Genomic DNA, 22,034 nt, shown 5'->3' with positions numbered 1-22,034 from the left:
CAGGTGCACCAGTGCAGCGGCCCGTGCGCGGTGCACTCCCACAGCCACGAGCGGGCGCGTCTGTCGAATGTGCCGGTCAGTGACTTCCAGGGTTTCTGGGGGGCGTTTGGTTGCTCGTGCTTTGCCTTTTGAGCTGAGCCACGAAAAGGCGACAGGACGCTAGGCCGTACTGTCGCCTGTTTTCTGGGAATACCTCCCGGCCTGCTCGGGATAAACAGTCTCTCAGTCAGCGCCAGGAGGCGCATACGCCTGTTCGATATGGCCGATATTTTTGTTCAAGGCGGGTTTGGAGATCCTGAGAATCAGGGATTCAACATGTTTTGGATAATCCAGCCAGTCGGAGCTGCCGACGTCGTAAGCCGATATGTAGCGAACGATTTCATAGCGCTTCTCGGGCTTCTTCCTGATCCCGGCGGGGAACTGGATATCCACGTCTCGGCGAATAGCCGAGTAGGCTTCCTTGACCAGGTTGGTGGCTTTGCCGATGTAGATGAGGTTGGCCATCGAGTCGTAGAAGGCATAGATGCCGGCCCGATCCTCATGTCCCTTGAACAGGTTTTTCAACTGCGCCATCACCGGTTGGTCCGGCTTGAACTCGGCGAATTCGACCACTGACTGGAATTCGGGGGTAAAGGCGCGGTGAATGAAGTACTCGACCGTGATGTGCTGAGGCTGGCGTTGGCCTGAGCACCAGTCCTCGATCTGCTTGACGCTGTACCCGGTGACGGCTTCGGCTGTTTCAAGATCCCCCGAGTAATACTGCTCAATGATGTAACTCAAAACACCGCTGCGGTCAGTCACACAAAATCCTTTTTCAGGTTCAATTACCGGTTATCGAGTATCCGCCTGGCGGTTGCTCTGAGTGCTCGGCAGGGCGCTGGCATTCCGTGTTGCAACGCTCAGGTCGGCTTGAACGGCAGGGATGCTACTAATTGGCCATTATTCTGTCCAGTCGCTGAAATTACTGGGCTCTTCATTTCATTTCGGTTGTCGGAAACCTTATCCAACTTTATTGCAGGCAATAAAAAGGGGCACTGAAAGTTCAGTGCCCCTAGTTGACTTGATAGGGATCTACAACTTGCCTCAACAGAACCGATCAATCACCCGAACTTCCGACTTGTTCTGCAGCGATTGCCATTCGTTCTTCAGGGTATCGAATACCCGTCCGATGAAGTCCCTGTCGGCGGCGGCCTTCTTGCCGACGTAGCCCTGGCCACGGCGGTACATTTTCAGGCGGGCCAGCAGGTCCTGGTTGTTCTTGTCGAACTCTTCTTCATGGGCGTGGGGCGACAGGCAGTCGATATGGACCTGGCCAGACTTGGCAATCCACAGGATGTGGCTGTCATGGCTGTCTTTCTGTGCCGCGAACAGATGAGACAGTTCATCAATAGTAGGTTGATTGTTCAGATTCATTTGTAAGCCCCTTGACCATTTCGATCTATCTAGTTGAGTCGCTAATTGATATCGCTACATCGGTAAGTTGAACCCTGATACCGGAAACAGGGCGACAGAGGGTGTCTGTCGGATACAGATAAGGCCCAGAGCCTGATGCGTGTAGTCGTCTTGATTAACTGCTACGCAATAGCGTCACAACGAAGAGAAGCAGCGTAAACCTGGATCAAGCTGCCGAAGTTTTCAGTTTCGGCCACAAGCATCTTGAGGAGTTTTCGCCAGCTTCCCGCCCTTTGTACTGGACGTTCATGCCAGGTCAGTTTCATCAATCTGCCTTGTGGGCAGTACACATCCGGGTTAACAGCTCGGCGGTCAGACGAGCTTGCTCATAACACCTTTGCCACGTCTCCCGATCGGGGAGACGCCTGCATCATGCAAGGGCAAATTCGCCTCGTCAACGGTTTTGTAGTGAAAATTTTCAAGCACTACATATTGTCCGACAAAACCTTTCGGCACATGAGCGGAACAGGCTATCGCGACCGAGGACAGGTAGAATCGAGACCTTGAAACAGGTGCTTGAGGTTGCAGTGGTGGATTTACAGCAGGGCTTCGTCCTGACCCGGCATTGGCGTGACACGCCGGCAGGCACGGAAGTCGAGTTCTGGTTGGCGACCGATGCCGGGCCGCGCCAGATCCGCTTGCCGGTGCAGACCTCCGTGGCCTTCATTCCCGCCGAACAGCAGGAACAGGCCCGGCGCCTGCTGGCCGACGATCGCGATGTGCAATTGCGCCCCCTGGACCTGTGCGACTTCCAGCACCGCCCGGTGCTTGGCCTGTACTGCCCGCAGCACAATCAATTGATCCGTCTCGACAAGACCCTGCGCCGCGCCGGGGTCGAGGTGCTCGAGGCCGATGTGCGGCCGCCCGAGCGCTACCTGATGGAGCGCTTCATCACCGCACCGGTGTGGTTTGGCGGCACCCCGGGCGAGGGCGGGATACTGCTGGAGGCGCAGATGAAACCGGCGCCGGACTACCGGCCGGCGTTGAAGCTGGTGTCGCTGGATATCGAGACCAGCGAGACCGGCGAGCTGTATTCCATCGCTCTGGAAGGCTGCGGGCAGCGCCAGGTGTACATGCTCGGCCGCGCTCGCGAGGACGACAGCGCGGTGGATTTCGACCTGGAGTTCTGCGCCAGCCGCGAGCAGTTGCTCGAACGGCTCAACCAGTGGCTGGCACGGCACGATCCGGATGCGATCATCGGCTGGAACCTGGTGCAGTTCGATCTGCGGGTGCTGCACGAGCACGCGCGGCGCCTGGCGGTGCCCTTGCGCCTGGGGCGCGGCGGCGAAGAGATGCAGTGGCGCGAACACGGCAGCCGTACCCATTATTTCGCCGCGGCCGCCGGGCGCCTGATCATCGACGGCATCGAAGCCCTGCGCTCGGCGACCTGGAGCTTCCCGTCCTTCAGCCTGGAAAACGTCGCCCAGACCCTGCTCGGCGAAGGCAAGTCGATCGACAACCCTTACCAGCGCATGGACGAAATCAACCGCATGTTCGCCGAGGACAAGCCCGCCCTGGCGCGCTACAACCTCAAGGACTGCGAACTAGTGACGCGGATTTTCGCCAAGACCGAGTTGCTCACCTTTCTTCTCGAACGGGCCACCGTCACCGGGCTGCCGGCCGACCGCAACGGCGGCTCGGTGGCGGCCTTCACCCACCTGTACATGCCGCTGATGCACCGCCAGGGTTTCGTCGCGCCGAACCTGGGCGAGAAGCCGCCGCAAGCCAGCCCCGGCGGCTTTGTCATGGACTCGCGGCCGGGTCTCTACGAGTCGGTGCTGGTGCTGGACTACAAGAGCCTGTACCCGTCGATCATCCGCAGCTTCCTGATCGATCCGGTGGGGCTGGTGGAAGGCTTGCGCCATCCAACGGACGAGCAATCGGTGCCGGGCTTTCGTGGCGCGCGGTTTTCCCGCACCCGGCATTGCCTGCCCTCGATCGTCGCCCGGGTCGCCGAGAGCCGCGAAGTGGCGAAACGCGAACACAACGCGCCGCTGTCCCAGGCTCTGAAGATCATCATGAACGCCTTCTACGGCGTGCTCGGTTCCAGCGGCTGCCGCTTCTTCGATCCGCGCCTGGCGTCGTCGATCACTATGCGTGGCCACGAAATCATGCGCCGCACCCGCCAGTTGATCGAGGCGCAGGGGCACAAGGTGATCTACGGCGACACCGACTCGACCTTCGTCTGGCTCGGCAGCGCCCACGCCGAGGCGGATGCCACGCGCATCGGCCGCGCGCTGGTGGCGCACGTCAACCAGTGGTGGCGCGATCACCTGCGCGATGAGTACGGCCTGGAAAGCGCCCTGGAGCTGCAATTCGAAACCCACTTCTGCCGCTTCCTGATGCCGACCATCCGGGGCGCGGAGGAGGGCAGCAAGAAGCGCTACGCCGGCCTGGTGACCCGCGCCGACGGCACCCAGGAGATGGTCTACAAGGGTCTGGAAGCGGTGCGTACCGACTGGTCGCCGCTGGCCCAACAGTTCCAGCAGGAGCTGTACCAGCGGATCTTTCACCGCCAGCCGTACCAGGACTATGTGCGCGACTACGTGCGGCGCACCCTGGCCGGTGAACTGGACGAGCAACTGGTGTACCGCAAGCGCCTGCGCCGCCAACTGGACGATTACGAACGCAACGTGCCGCCCCATGTGCGCGCCGCGCGCCTGGCCGACGAATACAACCAGCGGCAGGGCCGGCCCCAGCGTTATCAGAACGGTGGCTGGATCAGCTACGTGATCACCCTGGCCGGTCCCGAACCCCTGGAAAACCGCACCGCGGCCATCGATTACGATCACTACGTGACCCGCCAATTGCAGCCGGTGGCGGATGCCATCCTGCCGTTCGTGCAGGACGACTTCAGCACCCTGGTGGGTGGGCAGATGGGGTTGTTCTAGGAGACGTCTCGGCTACACGTGCGTGAGTTGGCTCAGTCGTCGACCGAGGTGCAAATGCCGCTGGCACCCTGTTTGCCGCTGTAGGTCACGACCACCGAGTCGTCGTCCTCCACGCTGATGTCCACCGTGATGCCCGAGCCCTTGGCCTCGAAATAACGCTCGTTGACGGTCTTGGTCTGGGCCTCTTTACCGTTGATGAACACCGGCCCGCCTTCGTCCGCGCTGACCGGAATGTTGCCCGGGCAGTCGACGTTGAACAGCGGGATGCCTTCGGCGTGGGCGGCACTGGCAAGGATCGACAGGGCGCAGCTCAGGAGGATTTTTTTCATTGTGGACCCCTTCAGGAAACAGGCAGAAGCACGAGTGTGGCAGTGGTTCCATTAGCGCTGAAGCTTAGCGTATGGCACGCCAGGGCAGGGGCTGGGTAGCGATTTTAATGAGGCGCAAAGTCGCCCGGGCATATTGTCGGACAATAAAAATCGTGGACGCCACGCCGGGGTCTGTGTCAGTTTTTCCCCGCCTTGAATAGGGCGAGTGATAGGACGATCTCGCTAACAGGTCGCCGTGGTCTATCGGAAATTTTCAGCGTTGAACAAGGACGTAAATGATGTCAAAAGCCAAAGAAAATGCCGGTTTTTCGGCAGCTCCGGGCAGCAATGCCTACCAACTGATCACTGCCTTCAGCCATGCCTATGACCGTGGCGGCGCGGAGCTGGTGAATGGCAAGCCGTCGTACACCGCGGACCAGGCCGCCGAGCAGATCCTGCGCAAGGGCCTGTCCTGGCACGACCAGAACGGCGACGGCAAGATCGAGCTCAGCTACAGCTTCCTCACCAGCAAGCCGGCCAACTACAACCCGAACCTGGGCAGCTTCAGCGAGTTCAGCGCCTTGCAGAAAGCCCAGGCGTTCCTGGCCCTGCAATCCTGGTCGGACGTGGCCAATGTGCGCTTCAACGAAGCCGCGAGCGGCGGCGACGGGCACCTGAGTTTCGGCAACTACAGCGTCAGCACCGGTGGCGCGGCCTTCGCCTACCTGCCTTCGGGCGGCAGCTATGACGGCCAGTCCTGGTACCTGATCAACGATCAGTACCGGGTCAACGAAACCCCGGGCAACGGCAACTACGGCCGCCAGACCCTGACCCACGAAATCGGCCACAGCCTGGGCCTGTCCCATCCGGGCACCTACAACGCCGGCAACGGCAACCCGACCTACAACGATGCCACCTACGCCCAGGACACGCGCGGCTACAGCCTGATGAGCTACTGGAGCGAGAGCAACACCGGGCAGAACTTCAGCAAGGATGGCGGTGGCGCCTACGCCTCGGCGCCGTTGATGGACGACATTGTCGCGGTGCAGAAACTCTACGGCGCCAACCACGAGACCCGCGCCGACGACACCGTGTATGGCTTCAACTCCAACACCGGGCGCGATTTCTACAGCGCCAGCTCATCTGCCTCCAAACTGGTGTTCTCGGTGTGGGACGGCGGTGGCAACGACACCCTGGACTTCTCCGGCTTCACCCAGAACCAGAAGATCAACCTCAACGAAGGCTCGTTCTCCGACGTCGGCGGCCTGGTGGGCAACGTGTCGGTGGCCCATGGCGTGACCCTGGAAAACGCCATCGGCGGTGCGGGTAACGACCTGCTGATCGGCAACGCCGCGGCCAACATCCTCGAGGGCGGTGCCGGCAACGACATCCTCTACGGTGGCGGCGGTCGCGACACGCTATGGGGCGGGGCGGGGGCGGACACCTTCGTGTTCGGCGCGGCTTCCGATTCGACCTTCGATGAGCCCGACTGGATCATGGATTTCACCAGTGGCCAGGACAAGATCGACCTCAGCGGCCTGGCGCCGTTCGCCTCGGGCCAGGCGACCCTGAACTTCGTCAGCGGCTTCACCGGCCATGCCGGCGACGCGATCCTGACCTACTACGCCGAGACCGACCAGACCAGCCTGCTGGTCGACCTCACCGGCCTGGGCGCGGTGGACTTCGCCGTGGGCACCGTTGGCCAGGCGGCGACCACCGATATCGTGGCCTGATCGACAGCAACGGAAGCGGCGCGCCATGGCGCGCCGTTTTTTTTGCCAGGTCCCTTTGGCTGATGCTGAGCGCCCCAGGGCCTGCAACCCTGCTTGGGGCGCTGCCGTCAGCCGGGCTTTTCAGTTCTTGTCGATATCGACGTTGCGGGTCTCGCGCAGACAGATCAGGCCGACAAGCAGGCTGACCCCGGTGATCACCACCGGGTACCACAGGCCGTAGAAGATATCGCCGGTGTATACCACCAGGGCGAAGGACACGGTGGGCAGGAAGCCGCCGAACCAGCCGTTGCCGATGTGGTAGGGCAGGGACATGGAGGTGTAGCGGATACGGGTCGGGAACAGCTCGACCATCAGCGCCGCCAGCGGGCCGTAGCACATGGCGGCGATCAGGATCAGCGCGACGATCAGCACCACCACCATGGTTTTGTTGACGTTCTGGGTGTCGGCCTGTTGCGGGTAGCCGGCCAGGGTCACGGCACCGCGCAGGGCCGCTTCGTCGAAACCGTCGAGCTGCACGTCACCGACGCTGACCCGCACCGGGCTGCCGGCGGGCGCGGCGACGCTGGTGTAGGGCAGGCCCTGCTTGACCAGGAAGGTCTTGACCTTGTCGCACGGGCTGTCGAAACGCGCCTTGCCCACCGGGTCGAACTGGAAGGTGCAGGTGGCGGGGTCGGCCAGCACGCTGATCGGCGCCTGGCGGCTGGCCTGGTCGATGGCCGGGTTGGCGTAGTGGGCCAGGGACTTGAAGATCGGGAAGTACAGCGCGGTGGCCAGCAGCAGGCCGACCATCAGCACCGGCTTGCGACCGATCTTGTCCGACAGCCAGCCGAAGAAGATGAAGAACGGCGCGCCGATCACCACGCTGATGATCAGCAGCATATTGGCCAGGGCCGGGTCCATCTTGAGGAACTGGGTGAGGAAGAACAGCACGTAGAACTGCGCGGCGTAGAAGGTCACCGCCTGCCCGGCGTTGATGCTGAACAGGGCGATCAGCACCACCTTGAGGTTTTCCCATTTGCCGAAGGACTCGCGGATCGGCGCCTTGCTGGCGCGGCCTTCTTCTTTCATCTTCAGGAAGGCCGGCGACTCGTGCAGGCTCAGGCGGATCCAGGTGGAAATGCCCAGCAGCACGATCGACAGCAGGAACGGCAGGCGCCAGCCCCAGACTTCGAACTGATCGCCGGTGAAGTAGCGGCAACCCAGCACCACCAGCAGCGACAACAGCAGGCCGAGGGTCGCGGTGGACTGGATCCAGCTGGTGTGGAAACCGCGCTTGCCCTGGGGTGCGTGCTCGGCGACGTAGGTCGCGGCGCCGCCGTATTCACCGCCCAGGGCCAGGCCCTGGAGCATGCGCAGGGCGACCAGGATGATCGGCGCGGCGATGCCGATGTTCGAGTAGGTCGGCAGCAGGCCCACGGCGAAGGTCGCCAGGCCCATGAGAATGATGGTGGCGAGGAAGGTGTACTTGCGCCCGATCATGTCCCCCAGGCGCCCGAACACCAGGGCGCCGAACGGCCGCACCACGAAGCCGGCGGCGAATGCCATCAGGGCGAAGATAAAGGCGGTGGTGTCGTTGACCCCGGCGAAGAACTGCTTGCTGATGACCGCCGCGAGGGCGCCGTAGAGGAAAAAGTCGTACCACTCGAACACCGTCCCCAGGGACGAGGCGAAGATGACTTTCTGGCTTTCCTGGCTGGTGGGCGCGGCGACCGCCGCATCCATCGATTGAGCATGTTCCGACATATCGATATCCCTCACAGTGATTGTTTTTGTTGTTCCACTGTCGGCGCCAGGGTGGCGTCGCTATCTGCATCTTGTCGCTGTCTTCTGCATTTGTAGGTGTAGGTGTAGGTGTAGGTGTAGAAGCGAGCTGGCTCGCGATAATCCCTTGAGCCTTGCACCGCCCTTCAGGTCGTTATCGCCAGCAAGCTGGCTCCTACATGGATCTCATCGTTGCTCCTCCTGTGCGGATCAGGCCGGGGTGACGCTTGGTTTCTCGGCGGCAGGGCTCCTGGTCGAGGTGGCGAGAATCAGCTCGGCGGCTTTCTCGGCGATCATCAGCGTCGGCGAGCAGGTATTGCCGGAGGTGATGTACGGCATGATCGAGGCATCGGCGATGCGCAGGCCAGGGATGCCATGCACCCGCAGCTCGGCATCGACCACCGCCTCCGGTCCGTGGCCCATGCGGCAGGTGCCCACCGGGTGGAAGATGGTGGTGCCGATGCGCGCGGCGGCTTCGTGCAGTTGTTCTTCGCTGCGCAACTCGGCCCCCGGCAGGTATTCGATCGGCTTGAAGGCTTGCAGGGCCGGCGCGGCGACGATGCGCCGGGTCAGGCGAATGGCGTCGGCGGCGACCCGCAGGTCCTCCGGGTGGCTCAGGTAGTTGGGCTGGATCAGCGGCGCCGCCTGCGGGTCGGCGGAGCGGATTTGCACTCGGCCGCGGCTTTGCGGGCGCAGGTCGCAGACCGACGCGGTAAAGGCCGGGAACGCATGCAGCGGTTCGCCGAAACGCTCCAGCGACAGCGGCTGCACGTGGTATTCGAGGTTGGCCGAAGTCTGTTCCGGCCCGGAGCGGGCGAAGGCTCCCAGCTGGCTCGGCGCCATGGACAGCGGGCCGCTGCGGTCGTACAGGTAGCGCAGGCCCATGCCCATCTTGTCCCACAGGCTGCCGGCGATCTGGTTCAGGGTGCGGGCGTTTTCCAGTTTGTAGATCAGCCGCAGCTGCAGGTGGTCCTGCAGGTTGCCGCCGACCCCCGGCAGTTCGTGGGCGACGCCTATGCCCAAGCGTTGCAGCAGTGCGGCGGGGCCGATTCCCGAACGTTGCAGGATGCTCGGCGAGCCGATGGTGCCGGCGCTGAGGATGATTTCGCGACGCGCCTTGAAGGTCTGCGGCTGGCCCTGGTAGCGGGCGCTGAGCGCCGCCGCGCGGCCGTTTTCCAGGAGCACGCGATCGACCTCGACCCCGGTCAGCACCGTGAGGTTGGGCCGCTGGCGGATCGGCTTGAGGAAGGCCTTGGCGGCGTTCCAGCGCACCCCGGCTTTCTGGTTGACCTGGAAGTAGCCGCAGCCTTCGTTGTCGCCGCCATTGAAGTCGTCGACGCTGGCGATGCCGCTCTGTTCGGCGGCGTTGCGGAAGGCATCGAGGATCGGCCACGACAGGCGCTGGCGCTCGACCCGCCATTCGCCGGCGGTGCCATGGAATTGCGAGTCGCCGGCAAAGTGGTTTTCGCTTTTGCGAAACAGCGGCAGCACGTCCTGCCAGTTCCAGCCGGGGTTGCCGTCGGCGGCCCAGCGCTGATAGTCGCCGGCCTGGCCGCGCATGTAGATCATGCCGTTGATCGACGAGCAGCCGCCCAGCACCTTGCCGCGCGGGTAGCTCAGGCTGCGGCCTTGCAGGCCGGGTTCGGCTTCGGTCTTGAAGCACCAGTCGGTGCGCGGGTTGCCAATGCAGAACAGGTAGCCGACGGGGATATGGATCCAGGGGTAGTTGTCGCGGCCACCGGCTTCCAGCAGCAGGACGCGGTGGGCCGGGTTGGCGGACAGCCGATTGGCCAGCAGGCACCCGGCAGGGCCGGCGCCGACCACTATGTAGTCGTAGGGATCAAAGGCAGGCAGCATCCATGACCTCGTTTTATCGTTCTTGTTGCGGCTCATCCTAGTTGTTAGCTTTCGTTAAAAGAATGTTAGTTTTTGCTCAGCCGCTGTGCGTTTTTAAACAGCGGCTTCCCCCCGGCATCTGTAAGGAAGAGTCATGTTCGACTGGAACGACCTGCGGTTTTTTCTCGAGCTGCAACGCAGCGGCCGCCTGCTGACCGCGGCCCAGCGGTTGAAGACCACCCACGCCACGGTGGCCCGGCATATCGAGGCGATCGAGAAAAGCCTCGGCACCGCGCTGTTCGTCCAGCACGCCCAGGGCTATGAACTGACGCCGGCCGGGGAGGCGCTGCTCAAGCACGCCGAAGCCATGGAGAACGTGGCCTTGCTGGCCCAGGAGGAAATCACCCAGTCCACGGCGCCCCTGGGCAAGATCCGCGTGGGCGTCACCGAGGGCCTGGGCATCATGTTTCTCGCCAGCCGCATGCGCGGCCTGTTCGAGCGTTATCCGGGGCTGGAGGTGGAGCTGGTGGCGGTGCCGCGTTTTGTCAGCATCCTCAACCGCGAGGCGGAAATCAGCATCCACCTGGAGCGGCCCAACGCCGACATGCTGGTGACGCGCAAGCTCACCGACTACCGCCTGGCCCTGTACGCCAGCCAGGACTACCTGGACCGCGCACCGCCCTTGCGCAGCCGCGAGGACCTGGGGCGGCATGCCTGGATCGGCTATGTCGACGACCTGCTGTTCAGCCAGGAGCTGATTTTCCTCACCAGCTTCTGCCGCAACCCCCAGGTGGTGTTCCACAGCACCAGCGTGATCGCCCAGCAACAGGCCGCGCGCTCCGGCCTGGGGATCGCCGTGCTGCCGTGCTACATGGCCGCCGGCGATCCGCAGCTGGTGCCCTTGCTGCCCGGCGAGAGCATCCAGCGCGCCTACTGGATCAGCACCCGCCGCGAGCTGCACAAGTCCGTGCGCCTGCGGGTGGTATGGGATTACGTGGTCGAGCTGTGCGCGGCCGAGCAGGGCTTGCTGCTCGCCGAACCGAACTCGCTGGCCTGATTCAGGTTTTTTTCGCTGTGCCCTTGAGCTGGACCAGTTGCCGCGTTTGCTCGGCGCACTCCTTGGCCTGGCTGACCATGGCGTCGAATGGCGCGCTGACGATTTCGTCATGGCTCAGCCAGCGCTTTTTCTGGCTCAGGTGGTAGTGATAGCGGTACTCGCCCTTGACCCGTTCGCTGCTCAGGTCCATGTCGAACCAGGGCGAGCGCACGTTGCAGGCCTTGATGTCCTTGTCCAGCCGGGCACCGGAGAGGGTGAAGGTGTAGCGCAGGGTATTGGCGTCGCCGATGTACAGGTCCGCCAACTGGCCGTTGCGGCGGTAGTTGACCAGGAAGTCCCAGTCGCCCTCCAGGGCCGGGGCTTTGTAGAAGTAGTTGCCGGAGATGTTTTCCAGGGGCTTGAGGTCGGTCAGGGAGGCCTTGATCCGGTAGGTCGCGGGCGCGACGAAGGCGGTCGGCTCGCGGCTGATCTGGCAGTCGCGCAGTTCCCGGGTGAAGCGCTCGCACAGGCTCTGGTCGTTGCTGGCGATACCGTTCTGGCTATCGGAGACCATCAGCCGCATCAGCTCCATATGGCTGAATTCGATACGCGCGTTGACCCGGGCCTGGCCGTTGCTGTCGAAGTGCTCCTGCTTGTCCAGCACGAGGCTGGTGTCCGGGGTTTCCAGGGGGATGTAGTCCTCGCGCACCTGGCCCTTGGCGTCGCTGACAAAGGCCCAGCGCTCCTGGATGTCGGGCATGCTGCGGCCCGGGTCGAACACCGGGTTGGTCGGGTCCAGCCACCACACTTTGCCATCGACCTCGGCCCGCACGATGGCGTGGTTCGGCGCGTGGGTGCCGGGGATCAACAGCGGCGCGACAACGTTCTCGCGGCTGACCCAGGCCGTCTCGGCCTTGATCCCGCTGGCCTTGAGCATGGCGGCCAGGAGCACCGCCAGGTCCTTGCAGTCGCCATAGCCGCGCTGCTCGATCTGCTTCAGCTCGAAGGGCAGGTAACCGCGCTCGGTGGCGCGCCAGTCGCCCAGGTAGCGGTAGTTGTCGTTGATGTGCTGCATCAGCCCGGCCACTTTCCGGGCTGGCGGCAGGTCGCGCAGGCCAGCCACGGCCTTGGCGCTGGCCGGCGGCAGGGGTGCGGCGAGGATCTGCTGGTAGCGCTGGGCCAGGGGGCCGAAATAGTCCTGCACCTCGGTGCTGCTGCCCAGTTCGACCCGTGGCACCCGCTGGATAAAGCCGATCGAGGGTTCATTGATGTAGTTGAGGAAGACCGGCGCCTTCTGTTCGATGGTCAGCTTTTTGCGGTCGCTGCTGGCGGTAAAACGGTAGTCGTCCATCTGCTCGCTGCGCCAGACGATCGGGCGCGTGGCGCGGTAGGTGATCTTGAAGCTGTCCTGGCGCACCGGCTTGGGGCCGAACTGCAGCACCGAGTGGAACTGCTCCAGCAGCGGTTTGGCCGCGTAGTGCTGTTGCACGGTGTAGCTGAGCCGGGTGCCGACCCGCAGGTTGGGGAAGGCCAGGGACGTTTGTTTCTCGCGCAGGAAACCCTGTTCCGGATTCGGCGCGGTGCGCGTATCGATCTGCGCCGGCGCCAGCGCCACGGGCTTGCCGCCCGGCTGGGTGAACTCGGCCTTGCGCAGTTCGAAGCCGTCGGTTTCGGCATAGCTGAAGTCGATGCGCGAGAGCATGTCCCGGCCCGCCGGGGTGAGGATGGTGTAGTGCTGGGTGGTGGTGCAGTCGCTGCTGTGGTCGGCGTTGAACTGGCATTCCATTTCGGAATCGGCGGCCAGGGCGGCTTCCGATTGCGGTTGATAGGCAGCAAAGGCTTGCCAGGAGAGCAGTCCGAGACCGGCGCAGATCAGGGGACGGTAAAGCGGAAAACGGTACATGAGCGCCTCGGGTGAATCATAGAAATCAGCCACGTCGCACCGGTCGAATCACCTGTGCCAGGGGCGTGGCTGGCGGGGGAGGCGCCAAATGATAATTTATCGCAATACGGATTTACACCATTGTCTGACAATTTGTCTTGGCTGGAAGGCCCGAGATAGAGCGGTTTATCTAGGTTTTCCAAGGCCTGGGGAGGTGACTGGTGAAAGGGGATAGGGTGCTTGAGTGCTCTCGCGGAGCACGGGGTTTCTCCCCGCAAGATATGGCTCGAGGCCATATCCGCGGTTCATTCGAGTCCTGACGATTCCCGAGGAGATCCAGGCGTTTTTTACCTCTGTTCTTTGGTTGGTGTCATGAAATACTTTGTTACGAGATAGGCCGTCGAGGACTGCCGTAGACATGCCTGTAGCCGCTGCCGCAGGCTGCGATCGGCCCGAAGGGACGCGGCAGTTTTCACTGCCGCCGGAGGTCCTGCGGACCTTGCGCAGCCTGCGGCAGCGGCTACGGGAGAGGGGGGGGGATCTCGAACGCCGTGCTGCCCAGGCGTTCGCCGTTGACCAGGATATGCAGCTCGTGACGCCCGGGATAGTGGCGGCGGGTGCTCAGTTCGCGGATGTGCTGGGCGCGGCCAAGTTGCTCCCGGGCCTTGGCCGGCAGGGTGAAGGCCTTGAGCTTGAACACCTTGGCGCGGGTGCCGCCCGAGGCCTTGACGTAGTCGATGGCGTAATCCACCACCAGGCGCTGGCTGGCGTCGGCGGTGGACTCCAGGGCAAAGGACAGGTTGATCCGTTCGCCCAGGCGAATCACCGCCGGCTCGACCCGCAGGCCATGCAGCGTCACCTGCGGCGCATGCCCGGCGCCGACGATCGCCAGCGCCCGGCGATGGCCCTGCTTGATCAGGCTGCGCAGGGCATGGCGGGCGATCCAGGCGGTGTGCGGGTGGTCCAGCGGCCAGCCTTCGAGCAACCCCAGCAGCCAGTCGGGATGATCCTTGCTGATGTCGTTGAGGTGGTTGGCCACCGACTTGCGCACGTACAGGCTGGGGTCGGCCTTGAGGCATTCGAGGATAGGCGGCGCACATGCTCGTTGTCGTCCCCGGCCCAGTCCTGCAGCACCGCCAGGGTGCGCGACAGGTCGCTGGCGAGGAACGGGCGGATGGCGAATTCCGAGGAGCCGAAGGCGGTGAAATACTTGAGCGCCGCCATCGAGCGCTCGAAGGCGTGGCTGCCGTAACTGGCCACGTAGTGCGGCAGGAACATGCAGACGAAGCGGCTGTCCAGGCGCGGGGCGAGATCGTACAGCCGTGCGAGGTTGGCTTCGTAGTCCGCCGGCAGCACCGCCTGCAGGCTCTCGCTGACCCGCGCCAGGCGCTGCATCACCGACAACTCGGCGAGGCCCTTGTTCGCGTGGGCGAGAAAGCCGCGGCGGTCGAACGCCGGGTACACCGCGAGCATTTCTTCGGCGATGTGTTCCAGGCGTTCGGCGTTGAAGATTTCCTTGAGGGCAGGGGTGTTGCTGGTGGCGGTCATCGGCGTATCCATTCGGGACGGGGCGCCGGGCACTGTAGCGCAGCGGGCTGACAGATTGTGTCAGGAGCCTGGGGGATGGAATCAGGCCCGACGCCATCGCGAGCAATCGAGCGTCGACCGGCTGCTCCTACAGGGATCGTGGTGTTTCTGTAGGAGCTTGCTCGCGAAAAAATCCGGCCACAGCGCGCGGCCCTATGCTCAGCGCGGCGCCGGCAACACGCCTTCGGACTGCTCGTCCTCGGCGTCCGCCTCGAACAGCCGCGCCAGCTCGGCCCGGGCTTCCTGGGCTGATTGCAGGATCTTCGCGTGGTCGTCGTAGATCGCGTGCTGGGCTTCGAGCACCTGTTCGTCGTGGGCGGTGAAGCGCTTGATCCGCGAGTCGGCCTGGGCGTGGGTCAGACCCAGGCCGATCAGCGCCTTGCGGCTCATTTCCAGGCTGGAGTAGTAGGTTTCCCGCACCGCTTCGGCCCCCAGGTCCACCAGCTTGTGCACGTGCTGGCGGTTACGGGCGCGGGCGATGATCTTGATGTGCGGGTAGAGCTTGCGCACCACCGCGGCGGTGTTGATGTTGGTCTGCGGGTCGTCGGTGGCGATCACGAAGTACTCCGCCTCGCCGACCTTGGCCGCCTTGAGGATTTCCGCGCGCATCGGGTCGCCGTAGAACACCGGCATGCCGCCGAAGCTGCGGGTCAGCTCGATGGTGTCGACCGAGGTGTCGAGGGCCACGAAGGGGATGTTCTGCGCCCGCAGGATCCGCGCGACAATCTGGCCCATCCGGCCCATGCCGGCAATCACCACCCGTGGCGCGTCGGTTTCGATCTCGCGGTATTCGGCGGGCATCTCCACGGGCTTGGCCTTGGGCTGCAAGAAGCGCGCGCAGGCCAGGAGCAGCAACGGGGTCACGGCCATGGACAGGGTGATGGTCAGCACCAGCAGGTCATACAGGCGCGCCTCGAACAGGCCCTGGTCGCGGCCGATCTTGAACACCACGAAGGCGAATTCGCCGCCGGCCGCCAGCACCACGCCCAGGCGCACCGCGCTCAAGCGCCCCAGGCCGCCGGCCAGGCGCCCGACCACGAACAGCAGCGGCAGCTTGATGGCGATCAGCAGCAGGGTCAGGCCCAGCACCGCGATCGGCGCGCTGAACAGCAGGCCGATATTGGCGCCCATGCCGACGCTGATGAAAAACAGCCCCAGCAGCAGGCCCTTGAAGGGTTCGATCTGCGCTTCCAGTTCGTGGCGATATTCCGAGTCCGCCAGCAGCAGGCCGGCGAGGAAGGCGCCGAGGGCCATGGACACGCCAACCATGTCCATCAGCCAGGCGGTGCCGATCACCACCAGCAAGGCAGTGGCGGTGGACACTTCCGGCAGGCCGGTGCGCGCCACCACCCGGAACACCGGGCGCAACAGGTAGCGGCCGCCGATCACCACTACGGCGATGCTGCCCAGCACTTGCAGGCCATGGCGCAGGTCTTCGGCGCTACTGGTGTTGTGGTCGGCCCCGGCCAATACCGGGACCATGGCGATCAACGGAATCGCCGCGATGTCCTGGAACAGCAGGATGGCGAAGGCCAGGCGCCCGTGGGGGCTGGTCAGCTCCTTGCGTTCGGCCAGGCTTTGCAGGCCGAAGGCGGTGGACGACAACGCCAGGCCCAGGCCCAGCACGATCGCGCTGTTGAGCAGCTGGCCAAACAGGAACAGGGCGACGCAGCCGATCACCACCCCGGTCAGCAGCACCTGGGCCAAACCGACTCCGAACACCGCTTTGCGCATCACCCACAAGCGCCGGGGCGACAGCTCCAGGCCGATGATGAACAGCAGCAACACCACGCCCAGCTCCGACACATGGCTGATGCTCTGCGGGTTGCCCACCAGCCCCAGCACCGCCGGGCCAATGATCACCCCGGCCAGCAGATAACCGAGCACGGCTCCCAGTTGCAGGCGCTTGGCCAGGGGAACGGTCAGCACCGCCGCGAACAGAAACACGACAGCGGCTTGCAACAGGTTGCCTTCATGGGGCATGGGCTTACTCCTAGAGCTGTCACCAATGGGCACCGACAGCGGATTAGGTAAAAAGAGCGCAGTTTATCGGGACAACAAGACGGCTGCATTCAGGCTTTGACTGAATACTTTCAAAATACGTCGCTGACAATATTGAGATTGGCGAACCGATAACGGGCTTGGCTGGCCCGGTACAAGTCATAGTTATATTGGTTGTGCCGGCCGCTGAGACTGTCTTGGAAGTAGGCCTCGACAATGCGTTCGGGCTGCCATAGTTGTTCGTCGCTGAGAAGCTGTTCTTCGCTGATGCCGTTCGGGCCGATCGTGGAGAGTCGGCCATTTTTCAGCAGGTTCCGGAATAAGTTCCACTCGTAGAAGTACACCCCCTGAGTCTGGTGAAAACTAAGAAAGGACAGGTTGTGTAAAAGGATGAAGTGGCTGTTGTGGTCTTGGGCACCGGCCAGGCCGTTTTGTGTCAGTTTCTTGCGGATACTCTCGTGGTTCAGGTGTTGTTTGAGGATTAGCAACTGTTGGGCGTAGCCCCTGTGAAATTCTTCCCGGGACATCAGGTGATATTGCTCGGAAAGGTATGTAGGCTGATCGCTGAGACGGTATTTAACCTGGATGAAGTAGTAGCGGTCGTGGTGTTGGTCGTGAAGTACCAAGTCCACATCATAGCCTTGGATATGGGCATTGTTCTTTGCTTTGAACTCGTCATATACCTTGAAGCGGGTGCTCTCCAGAGCTTGTATGTAGTGAATGATATAATCGCGTTCGAAATTATTACCTAGGGTGTGTCCGATATCCTTTTTGCTGCCTGGGTTTTTTTGTCCTAGCAGAAGATGGCCCACGATTTTTTTGAGCCCATATTTCAATTTCAAGGCTCCTCGGATATAGAAGCCGTCCTTCACTTGGATATAGCTCTGCGGGCTGTTGAGTAGCGGGGGATGGGTACTACTCAGGGCCGACTCCATGAGACTGAGGGTAGCGGGGCTTACCTGGTGGGCAAACTCGCTGTAGTGGGTATGACGCTGGCCGCACATGGCGCGAATCTCTAAGTGGCCGGCGATGTAGACGACTTCCCGCAGGTACTCATACAGAGGGCTAGTTTTGAGTTCTTCCTGGATGAATTGGGGGTGAATGGACAGGCACTTATCCAGAAGGTAGTCGATAAGAGCAGAGCTGACGGAAGGCGGCAAGCTGCCGTGCTGGATTAACAGTTGCTTCATGGGCTGTAGCAACTGCATGTCGGCGGTGTTGGAGTGATATTCCGAGATTTCAGACAGCCAGTAACTTTTTATGTTTTGCTCCAGTAGCTCTGAGAAGCGAATCACCAGGCTGTTACCTTGGAAGTGGGCGTCCATCAAGCCCTGCTCCAATAGGAAAAAGGTCTCGCTTAAGTAATAAGCCAGCCAAAGCTGCGGATGTTTGAGGATAGAGAAAGTGTACGAGTCCGGGAGCTGCAAGTTTTCTGTGGCGCGGTTGCAGGTGTACTCCAGCTTGGCCCAGAGGGTGCTTTGAATATAGGCAGAGCAGCAGTTTAGTTCCTGATCAGAGACCTCACCATCGGGCATGGGCAAGCTAACGTTAAAGTAACGTGCCAGGGCTGAGAGGAAGCGTTCATAGTTGTCTGGGCTGGGGGGCAGAGGATCTTCGAACAATCGTTGTTCGATACTGCCCTTAAGGGAATAGATTTCCTGCCGCAGCTTGTGAGCCAGAAGACGGATGATCTGCTCGCGGCTCATGCGATTGCGCAATAGCGGGATTCGAGCCATGAGCCGTTCCCTGAGGCTGGGGGGTGTTCGGGAGTCAAGGTAAGCGATGTTCTGTAGCGGGTGATGTAGGAACTTCAGAAGTGTTCGGTCGACTTCACCGTAGAGCATGGTGTGATTCCTTATCCAACGGTCAGAGAGAAGACGGTTGTTTAGATCCTATCGCTGACAACCATCTCCTATAAATACGTGGGTGGGTTGTGAGAGATCAATGCGGCCATTGCTCGAGCAGGATCGACACGAACTTTTCCGCGGCCGGCGACAGCGAGGCGCCGCGGCGGTAGACCAGGCCCAGGGTGCGGTTGACCACCGGTTCGCTCAGCGGAATGCTCACCAGGGTCGGGTGGTCGGCCGCGGGCATGGCCAGGCTGGGCATGGCCGACACCCCGAGCCCGGCCTCGACCATGCCCAGCGACGTGGACAGGTGTTGCACCTCGTAGAACCACTGGGGACGCCAGCTCAGGCCGGACAGGGCGTGGTCCAGCAGCATCCGGTTGCCGCTCAGGCGGCCGACGCCGATCAGCCGGTAATCGCTGAGTTCCGACCAGGTGACCGAGGCCTTTTTCGCCAGTTCATGGTCACGCCGGCACGCCAGTACGAAAGGTTCGTTGACCAGGGGCACGAACTCGATGTCCGGGTGCTGCCCGCTCATCATGTTGATGCCGAAGTCCGCTTCGCCGCGCAGCACGGCTTCCAGCCCTTCATTGGCGCTGAGGTCGAGCAGGCGGATACGGATTTTCGGATAGCGCTCGTTGTAGAGACGGATCACCGACGGCAGGAAGTAGAAGGCCGCAGTGGGAATGCAGGCCAGGGTCACCTGGCCGATCTGCCGTTCCGCCAGTTCGCGGATATTGAGGATCGAGTCGTCGAAGTCATCCAGCAGGCGCCGGGCCTTGGGCAGGAAGTCCCGGCCGACGCTGGTCAGGCTGACCTTGCGCGTGGTGCGGTCGAGCAGGGCGGTGCCCAGGCCTTCCTCCAGCTTCTTGATCCGACGGCTCAGGGCTGGCTGGGACAAGTGCAGGGCATCGGCCGCCTCGTGGAAACTTCCGAGTTCGGCGATTTTCACGAAGGATCTTATGTCCTGGAGCTCATATTCCATGTTTTTCGTCTCAAGCGAGGGCGGGAAGGCAGGCGCTGTCCACCTTAAATTTTTCATGTGTGAAACGCAATAATTGCTACGATCTTTGCATTGGAAACATGATTTATTCCCTGACACTCTTGTGCCCAGAACATCAATTAACCCGATTGATTAACAAGAGTCTGTGTCCATGCAACGAATTCCTTGTGTGCTCATGCGCGGCGGTACCTCCAAGGGGCCGGTGTTTCTCGCCTGGGATCTGCCGGTGTCCATCGCACAGCGCGATGAGCTGCTGCTCGACCTGATGGGCTCGGGACATGAACTGGAGATCGACGGCATTGGTGGCGGCAGCCCGCAGACCAGCAAGGTCGCGATCGTCAGCCCGTCGCTGCACCCCGAGGCCGATGTCGACTACCTGTTCGTGCAGGTGATGGTGTCCCAGCGCCGGGTCGATACCGCGCCCAACTGCGGCAACATGCTGTGCGCGGTCGGTCCCTTCGCCGTCGAGCAAGGCCTGGTCAAGGCCACGGGCGAGCAGACCCAGGTGCGGATCCGCAATCTCAATACCGGCACCTTCGTCAATTCCCTGGTGCAAACGCCGGCGGGCAAGGTCAGCTACGAAGGCGATACCGCCATCGATGGCGTGCCCGGCACCGCCGCCCCCGTGCAACTGACGTTCCTCGACGCCGCGGGCAGCAAGACCGGTAAACTCTTCCCCACCGGGAACACCCGGGACCTGATCGATGGCGTACCGGTGACCTGCATCGACATGGCCATGCCGCTGCTGATCGTCGAGGCCGGTCAATTGGGCAAGCGCGGGGATGAAACCCCGGCCGAGCTGGACGCCGACAAGGACTTCCTGCGGCGGCTGGAGTCCCTGCGCTTGAAGGCGGGCCTGGCCATGGGCCTGGGCGACGTCAGCGACAAGGTGATCCCCAAGCCGGTGCTGATCTCGCCGGCGGTGGCCGGCGGCACCGTGCAGGCGCGTTACTTCATGCCGCACAGCTGCCATCGCGCGCTGGCCATCACCGGCGCCATCGGCCTGGCCACCGCCTGTGTCAGCGAGGGCAGCGTCGCCGCGCAACTGCTGGGCGACATGGGGCCCGCGCGTTTGCAGCAAGTGCGCCTGGAACATCCCAGTGGCGCGATCGATGTCGTATTGTCCTACACCGGTAACCAGGGAGAGACCATTCGCGCCTCGGTGGTACGCACCGCGCGAAGGCTGTTCTCCGGTTTCGTCTACGCCCCGGCGTCACAACGCCTGGCCGGATAGTCCTGCACCGCAGTGACAGTCGTTCGCATCAGAACAATTCTAAAAATGGGTGATGCCATGAAAGTCGTTAAATCGCTCTACTTCCAGATCATCTGTGCCGTGCTGCTGGGCGTGGTGGTCGGGCACTTCTGGGCCCAGCAGGCCATTGCCCTCAAGCCCCTGGGCGATGCCTTCATCAAGCTGGTCAAGATGATGATCGCGCCGGTGGTGTTCTGCACCATCGTCACCGGGATCGCCGGGATGAACGACAAGCGTTCCCTGGGCCGCCTCCTGAGCAAGACCTTGCTGCTGTTCCTGGCGTTGACGGTGGTCAGCCTGATCATCGGCTTGGTGGCGGTCTACCTGTTCAAGCCCGGCGCGGGCATGAACATCGACCCCACTCACCTGAGTACCCAGGGCTTGTCGCAGTACACCGAGTCGGCGGCGAAGCTGGGGGTGGTGGAGTTCTTCATGCACATCATTCCCGAGACCTTTATCGGCGCCTTCACCAAGGGCGAAGTGCTGCCGGTGCTGTTCATCGCGGTGCTCTGCGGTTTTGCCCTGTCGTCCCTGGGCGAGCGCGGCAAGCCCGTGCTGGATGTGCTGGAAGCCGCCTCGCACATGGTGTTCAAGATCTTTTCCTACCTGATGCGCTTTGCCCCGATCGGGGCGTTCGGCGCGCTGGCCTTCACGGTCGGCCAGTACGGCATCACCTCCCTGGGCGCCCTGGCCAAGCTGATCATGACCCTGTACATCGCCTGCGGATTCTTCGTCTTCGTGGTGCTGGGGGGTATTTGTCGCGCCCATGGGTTCAGCCTGTGGAAGCTGTTGCGCTACCTGCGTGAAGAGTTCCTGGTGGTGCTGGGCACCTCATCCACCGAGCCGGTGATGCCGCGCATGCTGGAAAAGCTCCAGGCCCTGGGTTGCAAGAAAGGCGTGGTGGGCCTGGTGCTGCCCACCGGCTATTCGTTCAACCTCGACGGCACGGCTATTTATCTGTCGCTGGCGGCGATTTTCATTGCCCAGGCCTGCAACATCGACTTGAGCCTGGGGCAGGTGATCACGATGCTGGCGATCATGCTGCTGTCGTCCAAAGGCGCGGCGGGGGTGACTGGCAGTGGCTTTGTCGCGCTGGCCTCGACCCTGACGGTGATCCACGACATCCCCTTGGCGGGGCTGGCGCTGTTGATCGGCATCGACCGCTTCATGTCCGAGGCCCGTGCGCTCACCAGCCTGGCCAGCAATGCCGTGGCCACGGTGGTGATCTCGCTGTCGGAAAACGCCTGCGATCGCCAGGTGCTGCTACAGACCCTGGATGGCAAGGCGACGCCCAACGCCCAGGCCAGTGACCCAGCCTGGGAGCCGGTGCAGGCCGGCAAACACCTCTAGCCGCTTGCGGCTCCCTCCATCTTCCGTTTCTGACCCCGGTTGAAACCCTCGCTAGGCCCCGCCTGGCGGGTAGGGGGCCGTGCGCCTGGGCGTCG

Annotated in this window: 15 protein-coding genes and 1 pseudogene; 6 read left to right on the top strand and 10 right to left on the bottom strand. The window is 62.7% G+C overall.

Annotated features, from left to right (window positions below):
• Positions 1–132: hypothetical protein (locus CRO75_RS33355; protein WP_239990644.1), on the top strand; the 132-nt coding region annotated here is incomplete at its 5' end.
• A gap of 90 nt (positions 133–222) precedes the next feature.
• On the opposite strand, the gene CRO75_RS26315 is transcribed toward CRO75_RS33355, so the two are convergent.
• Both CRO75_RS26315 and CRO75_RS26310 read right to left on the bottom strand, forming a co-directional pair.
• On the bottom strand, positions 223–801 hold the full coding sequence (locus tag CRO75_RS26315; RefSeq protein ID WP_062825422.1) for a hypothetical protein: 579 nt from the start codon (positions 799–801) through the stop codon (positions 223–225).
• Between the two features lie 282 nt (positions 802–1,083).
• On the bottom strand, positions 1,084–1,413 hold the full coding sequence (locus CRO75_RS26310; RefSeq protein WP_009043285.1) for a hypothetical protein: 330 nt from the start codon (positions 1,411–1,413) through the stop codon (positions 1,084–1,086).
• Positions 1,414–1,982: 569 nt separating this feature from the next.
• Here CRO75_RS26310 and CRO75_RS26305 point away from each other — a divergent pair.
• Positions 1,983–4,343, top strand: coding sequence for a DNA polymerase II (locus CRO75_RS26305; RefSeq protein ID WP_177409789.1), 2,361 nt, complete (start codon positions 1,983–1,985; stop codon positions 4,341–4,343).
• A gap of 32 nt (positions 4,344–4,375) precedes the next feature.
• Here the strand turns inward: CRO75_RS26305 and CRO75_RS26300 are convergent, their stop codons facing one another.
• A complete protein-coding gene (locus CRO75_RS26300) occupies positions 4,376–4,672 on the bottom strand; it encodes a hypothetical protein (protein ID WP_085531523.1) in 297 nt (98 codons plus the stop codon).
• Positions 4,673–4,950: 278 nt separating this feature from the next.
• On the opposite strand from CRO75_RS26300, the gene CRO75_RS26295 reads away from it, so the two are divergent.
• Positions 4,951–6,384 carry a serralysin family metalloprotease gene (locus CRO75_RS26295; RefSeq protein WP_097139220.1) on the top strand — a complete coding sequence of 478 codons (1,434 nt, stop codon included), beginning with the start codon at positions 4,951–4,953 and terminating at the stop codon, positions 6,382–6,384.
• Positions 6,385–6,504: 120 nt separating this feature from the next.
• Here CRO75_RS26295 and CRO75_RS26290 read toward each other — a convergent pair whose 3' ends face one another.
• Entirely contained in the window at positions 6,505–8,127 is a 1,623-nt protein-coding gene (locus tag CRO75_RS26290) for an MFS transporter (RefSeq protein WP_097139219.1), read from the bottom strand.
• A 228-nt stretch (positions 8,128–8,355) separates the two neighbouring features.
• Positions 8,356–10,002, bottom strand: coding sequence for a GMC family oxidoreductase N-terminal domain-containing protein (locus tag CRO75_RS26285; protein ID WP_097139217.1), 1,647 nt, complete (start codon positions 10,000–10,002; stop codon positions 8,356–8,358).
• A 133-nt stretch (positions 10,003–10,135) separates the two neighbouring features.
• On the opposite strand from CRO75_RS26285, the gene CRO75_RS26280 reads away from it, so the two are divergent.
• On the top strand, positions 10,136–11,038 hold the full coding sequence (locus CRO75_RS26280; RefSeq protein ID WP_097139215.1) for a LysR family transcriptional regulator: 903 nt from the start codon (positions 10,136–10,138) through the stop codon (positions 11,036–11,038).
• Position 11,039: 1 nt separating this feature from the next.
• Here the strand turns inward: CRO75_RS26280 and CRO75_RS26275 are convergent, their stop codons facing one another.
• The 5 genes and pseudogenes from CRO75_RS26275 to CRO75_RS26255 all read right to left on the bottom strand — a co-directional run bounded on the left by CRO75_RS26275 (position 11,040) and on the right by CRO75_RS26255 (position 19,319).
• Positions 11,040–12,920 (bottom strand): DUF3857 domain-containing transglutaminase family protein, encoded by a 1,881-nt coding sequence (locus tag CRO75_RS26275; protein WP_097139214.1) that lies wholly within the window; start codon positions 12,918–12,920, stop codon positions 11,040–11,042.
• Between the two features lie 499 nt (positions 12,921–13,419).
• Positions 13,420–14,447: pseudogene (locus CRO75_RS26270) on the bottom strand (DNA alkylation repair protein).
• A 198-nt stretch (positions 14,448–14,645) separates the two neighbouring features.
• Positions 14,646–16,469 (bottom strand): monovalent cation:proton antiporter-2 (CPA2) family protein, encoded by a 1,824-nt coding sequence (locus tag CRO75_RS26265; RefSeq protein WP_097139212.1) that lies wholly within the window; start codon positions 16,467–16,469, stop codon positions 14,646–14,648.
• Between the two features lie 110 nt (positions 16,470–16,579).
• A complete protein-coding gene (locus tag CRO75_RS26260) occupies positions 16,580–18,331 on the bottom strand; it encodes a hypothetical protein (protein WP_097139210.1) in 1,752 nt (583 codons plus the stop codon).
• Positions 18,332–18,428: 97 nt separating this feature from the next.
• Complete coding sequence (locus CRO75_RS26255; RefSeq protein ID WP_009043295.1) at positions 18,429–19,319, bottom strand: LysR family transcriptional regulator; 891 nt, start codon at positions 19,317–19,319, stop codon at positions 18,429–18,431.
• Positions 19,320–19,488: 169 nt separating this feature from the next.
• Between CRO75_RS26255 and CRO75_RS26250 the strand changes: the two genes are divergently transcribed.
• Both CRO75_RS26250 and dctA read left to right on the top strand, forming a co-directional pair.
• Entirely contained in the window at positions 19,489–20,571 is a 1,083-nt protein-coding gene (locus tag CRO75_RS26250; RefSeq protein WP_097139208.1) for a 4-oxalomesaconate tautomerase, read from the top strand.
• A gap of 45 nt (positions 20,572–20,616) precedes the next feature.
• Positions 20,617–21,939 (top strand): C4-dicarboxylate transporter DctA, encoded by a 1,323-nt coding sequence (gene dctA / locus CRO75_RS26245; protein ID WP_097139206.1) that lies wholly within the window; start codon positions 20,617–20,619, stop codon positions 21,937–21,939.
• Positions 21,940–22,034 lie beyond the last annotated feature (95 nt).

This window comes from Pseudomonas sp. LAMO17WK12:I10 (assembly GCF_900215185.1).
In the GTDB taxonomy this organism is placed as follows: domain Bacteria; phylum Pseudomonadota; class Gammaproteobacteria; order Pseudomonadales; family Pseudomonadaceae; genus Aquipseudomonas; species Aquipseudomonas chlororaphis.
Note: the sequence above shows the minus strand (reverse complement) of the source record. Positions and strands in the feature narration are given on the sequence as shown.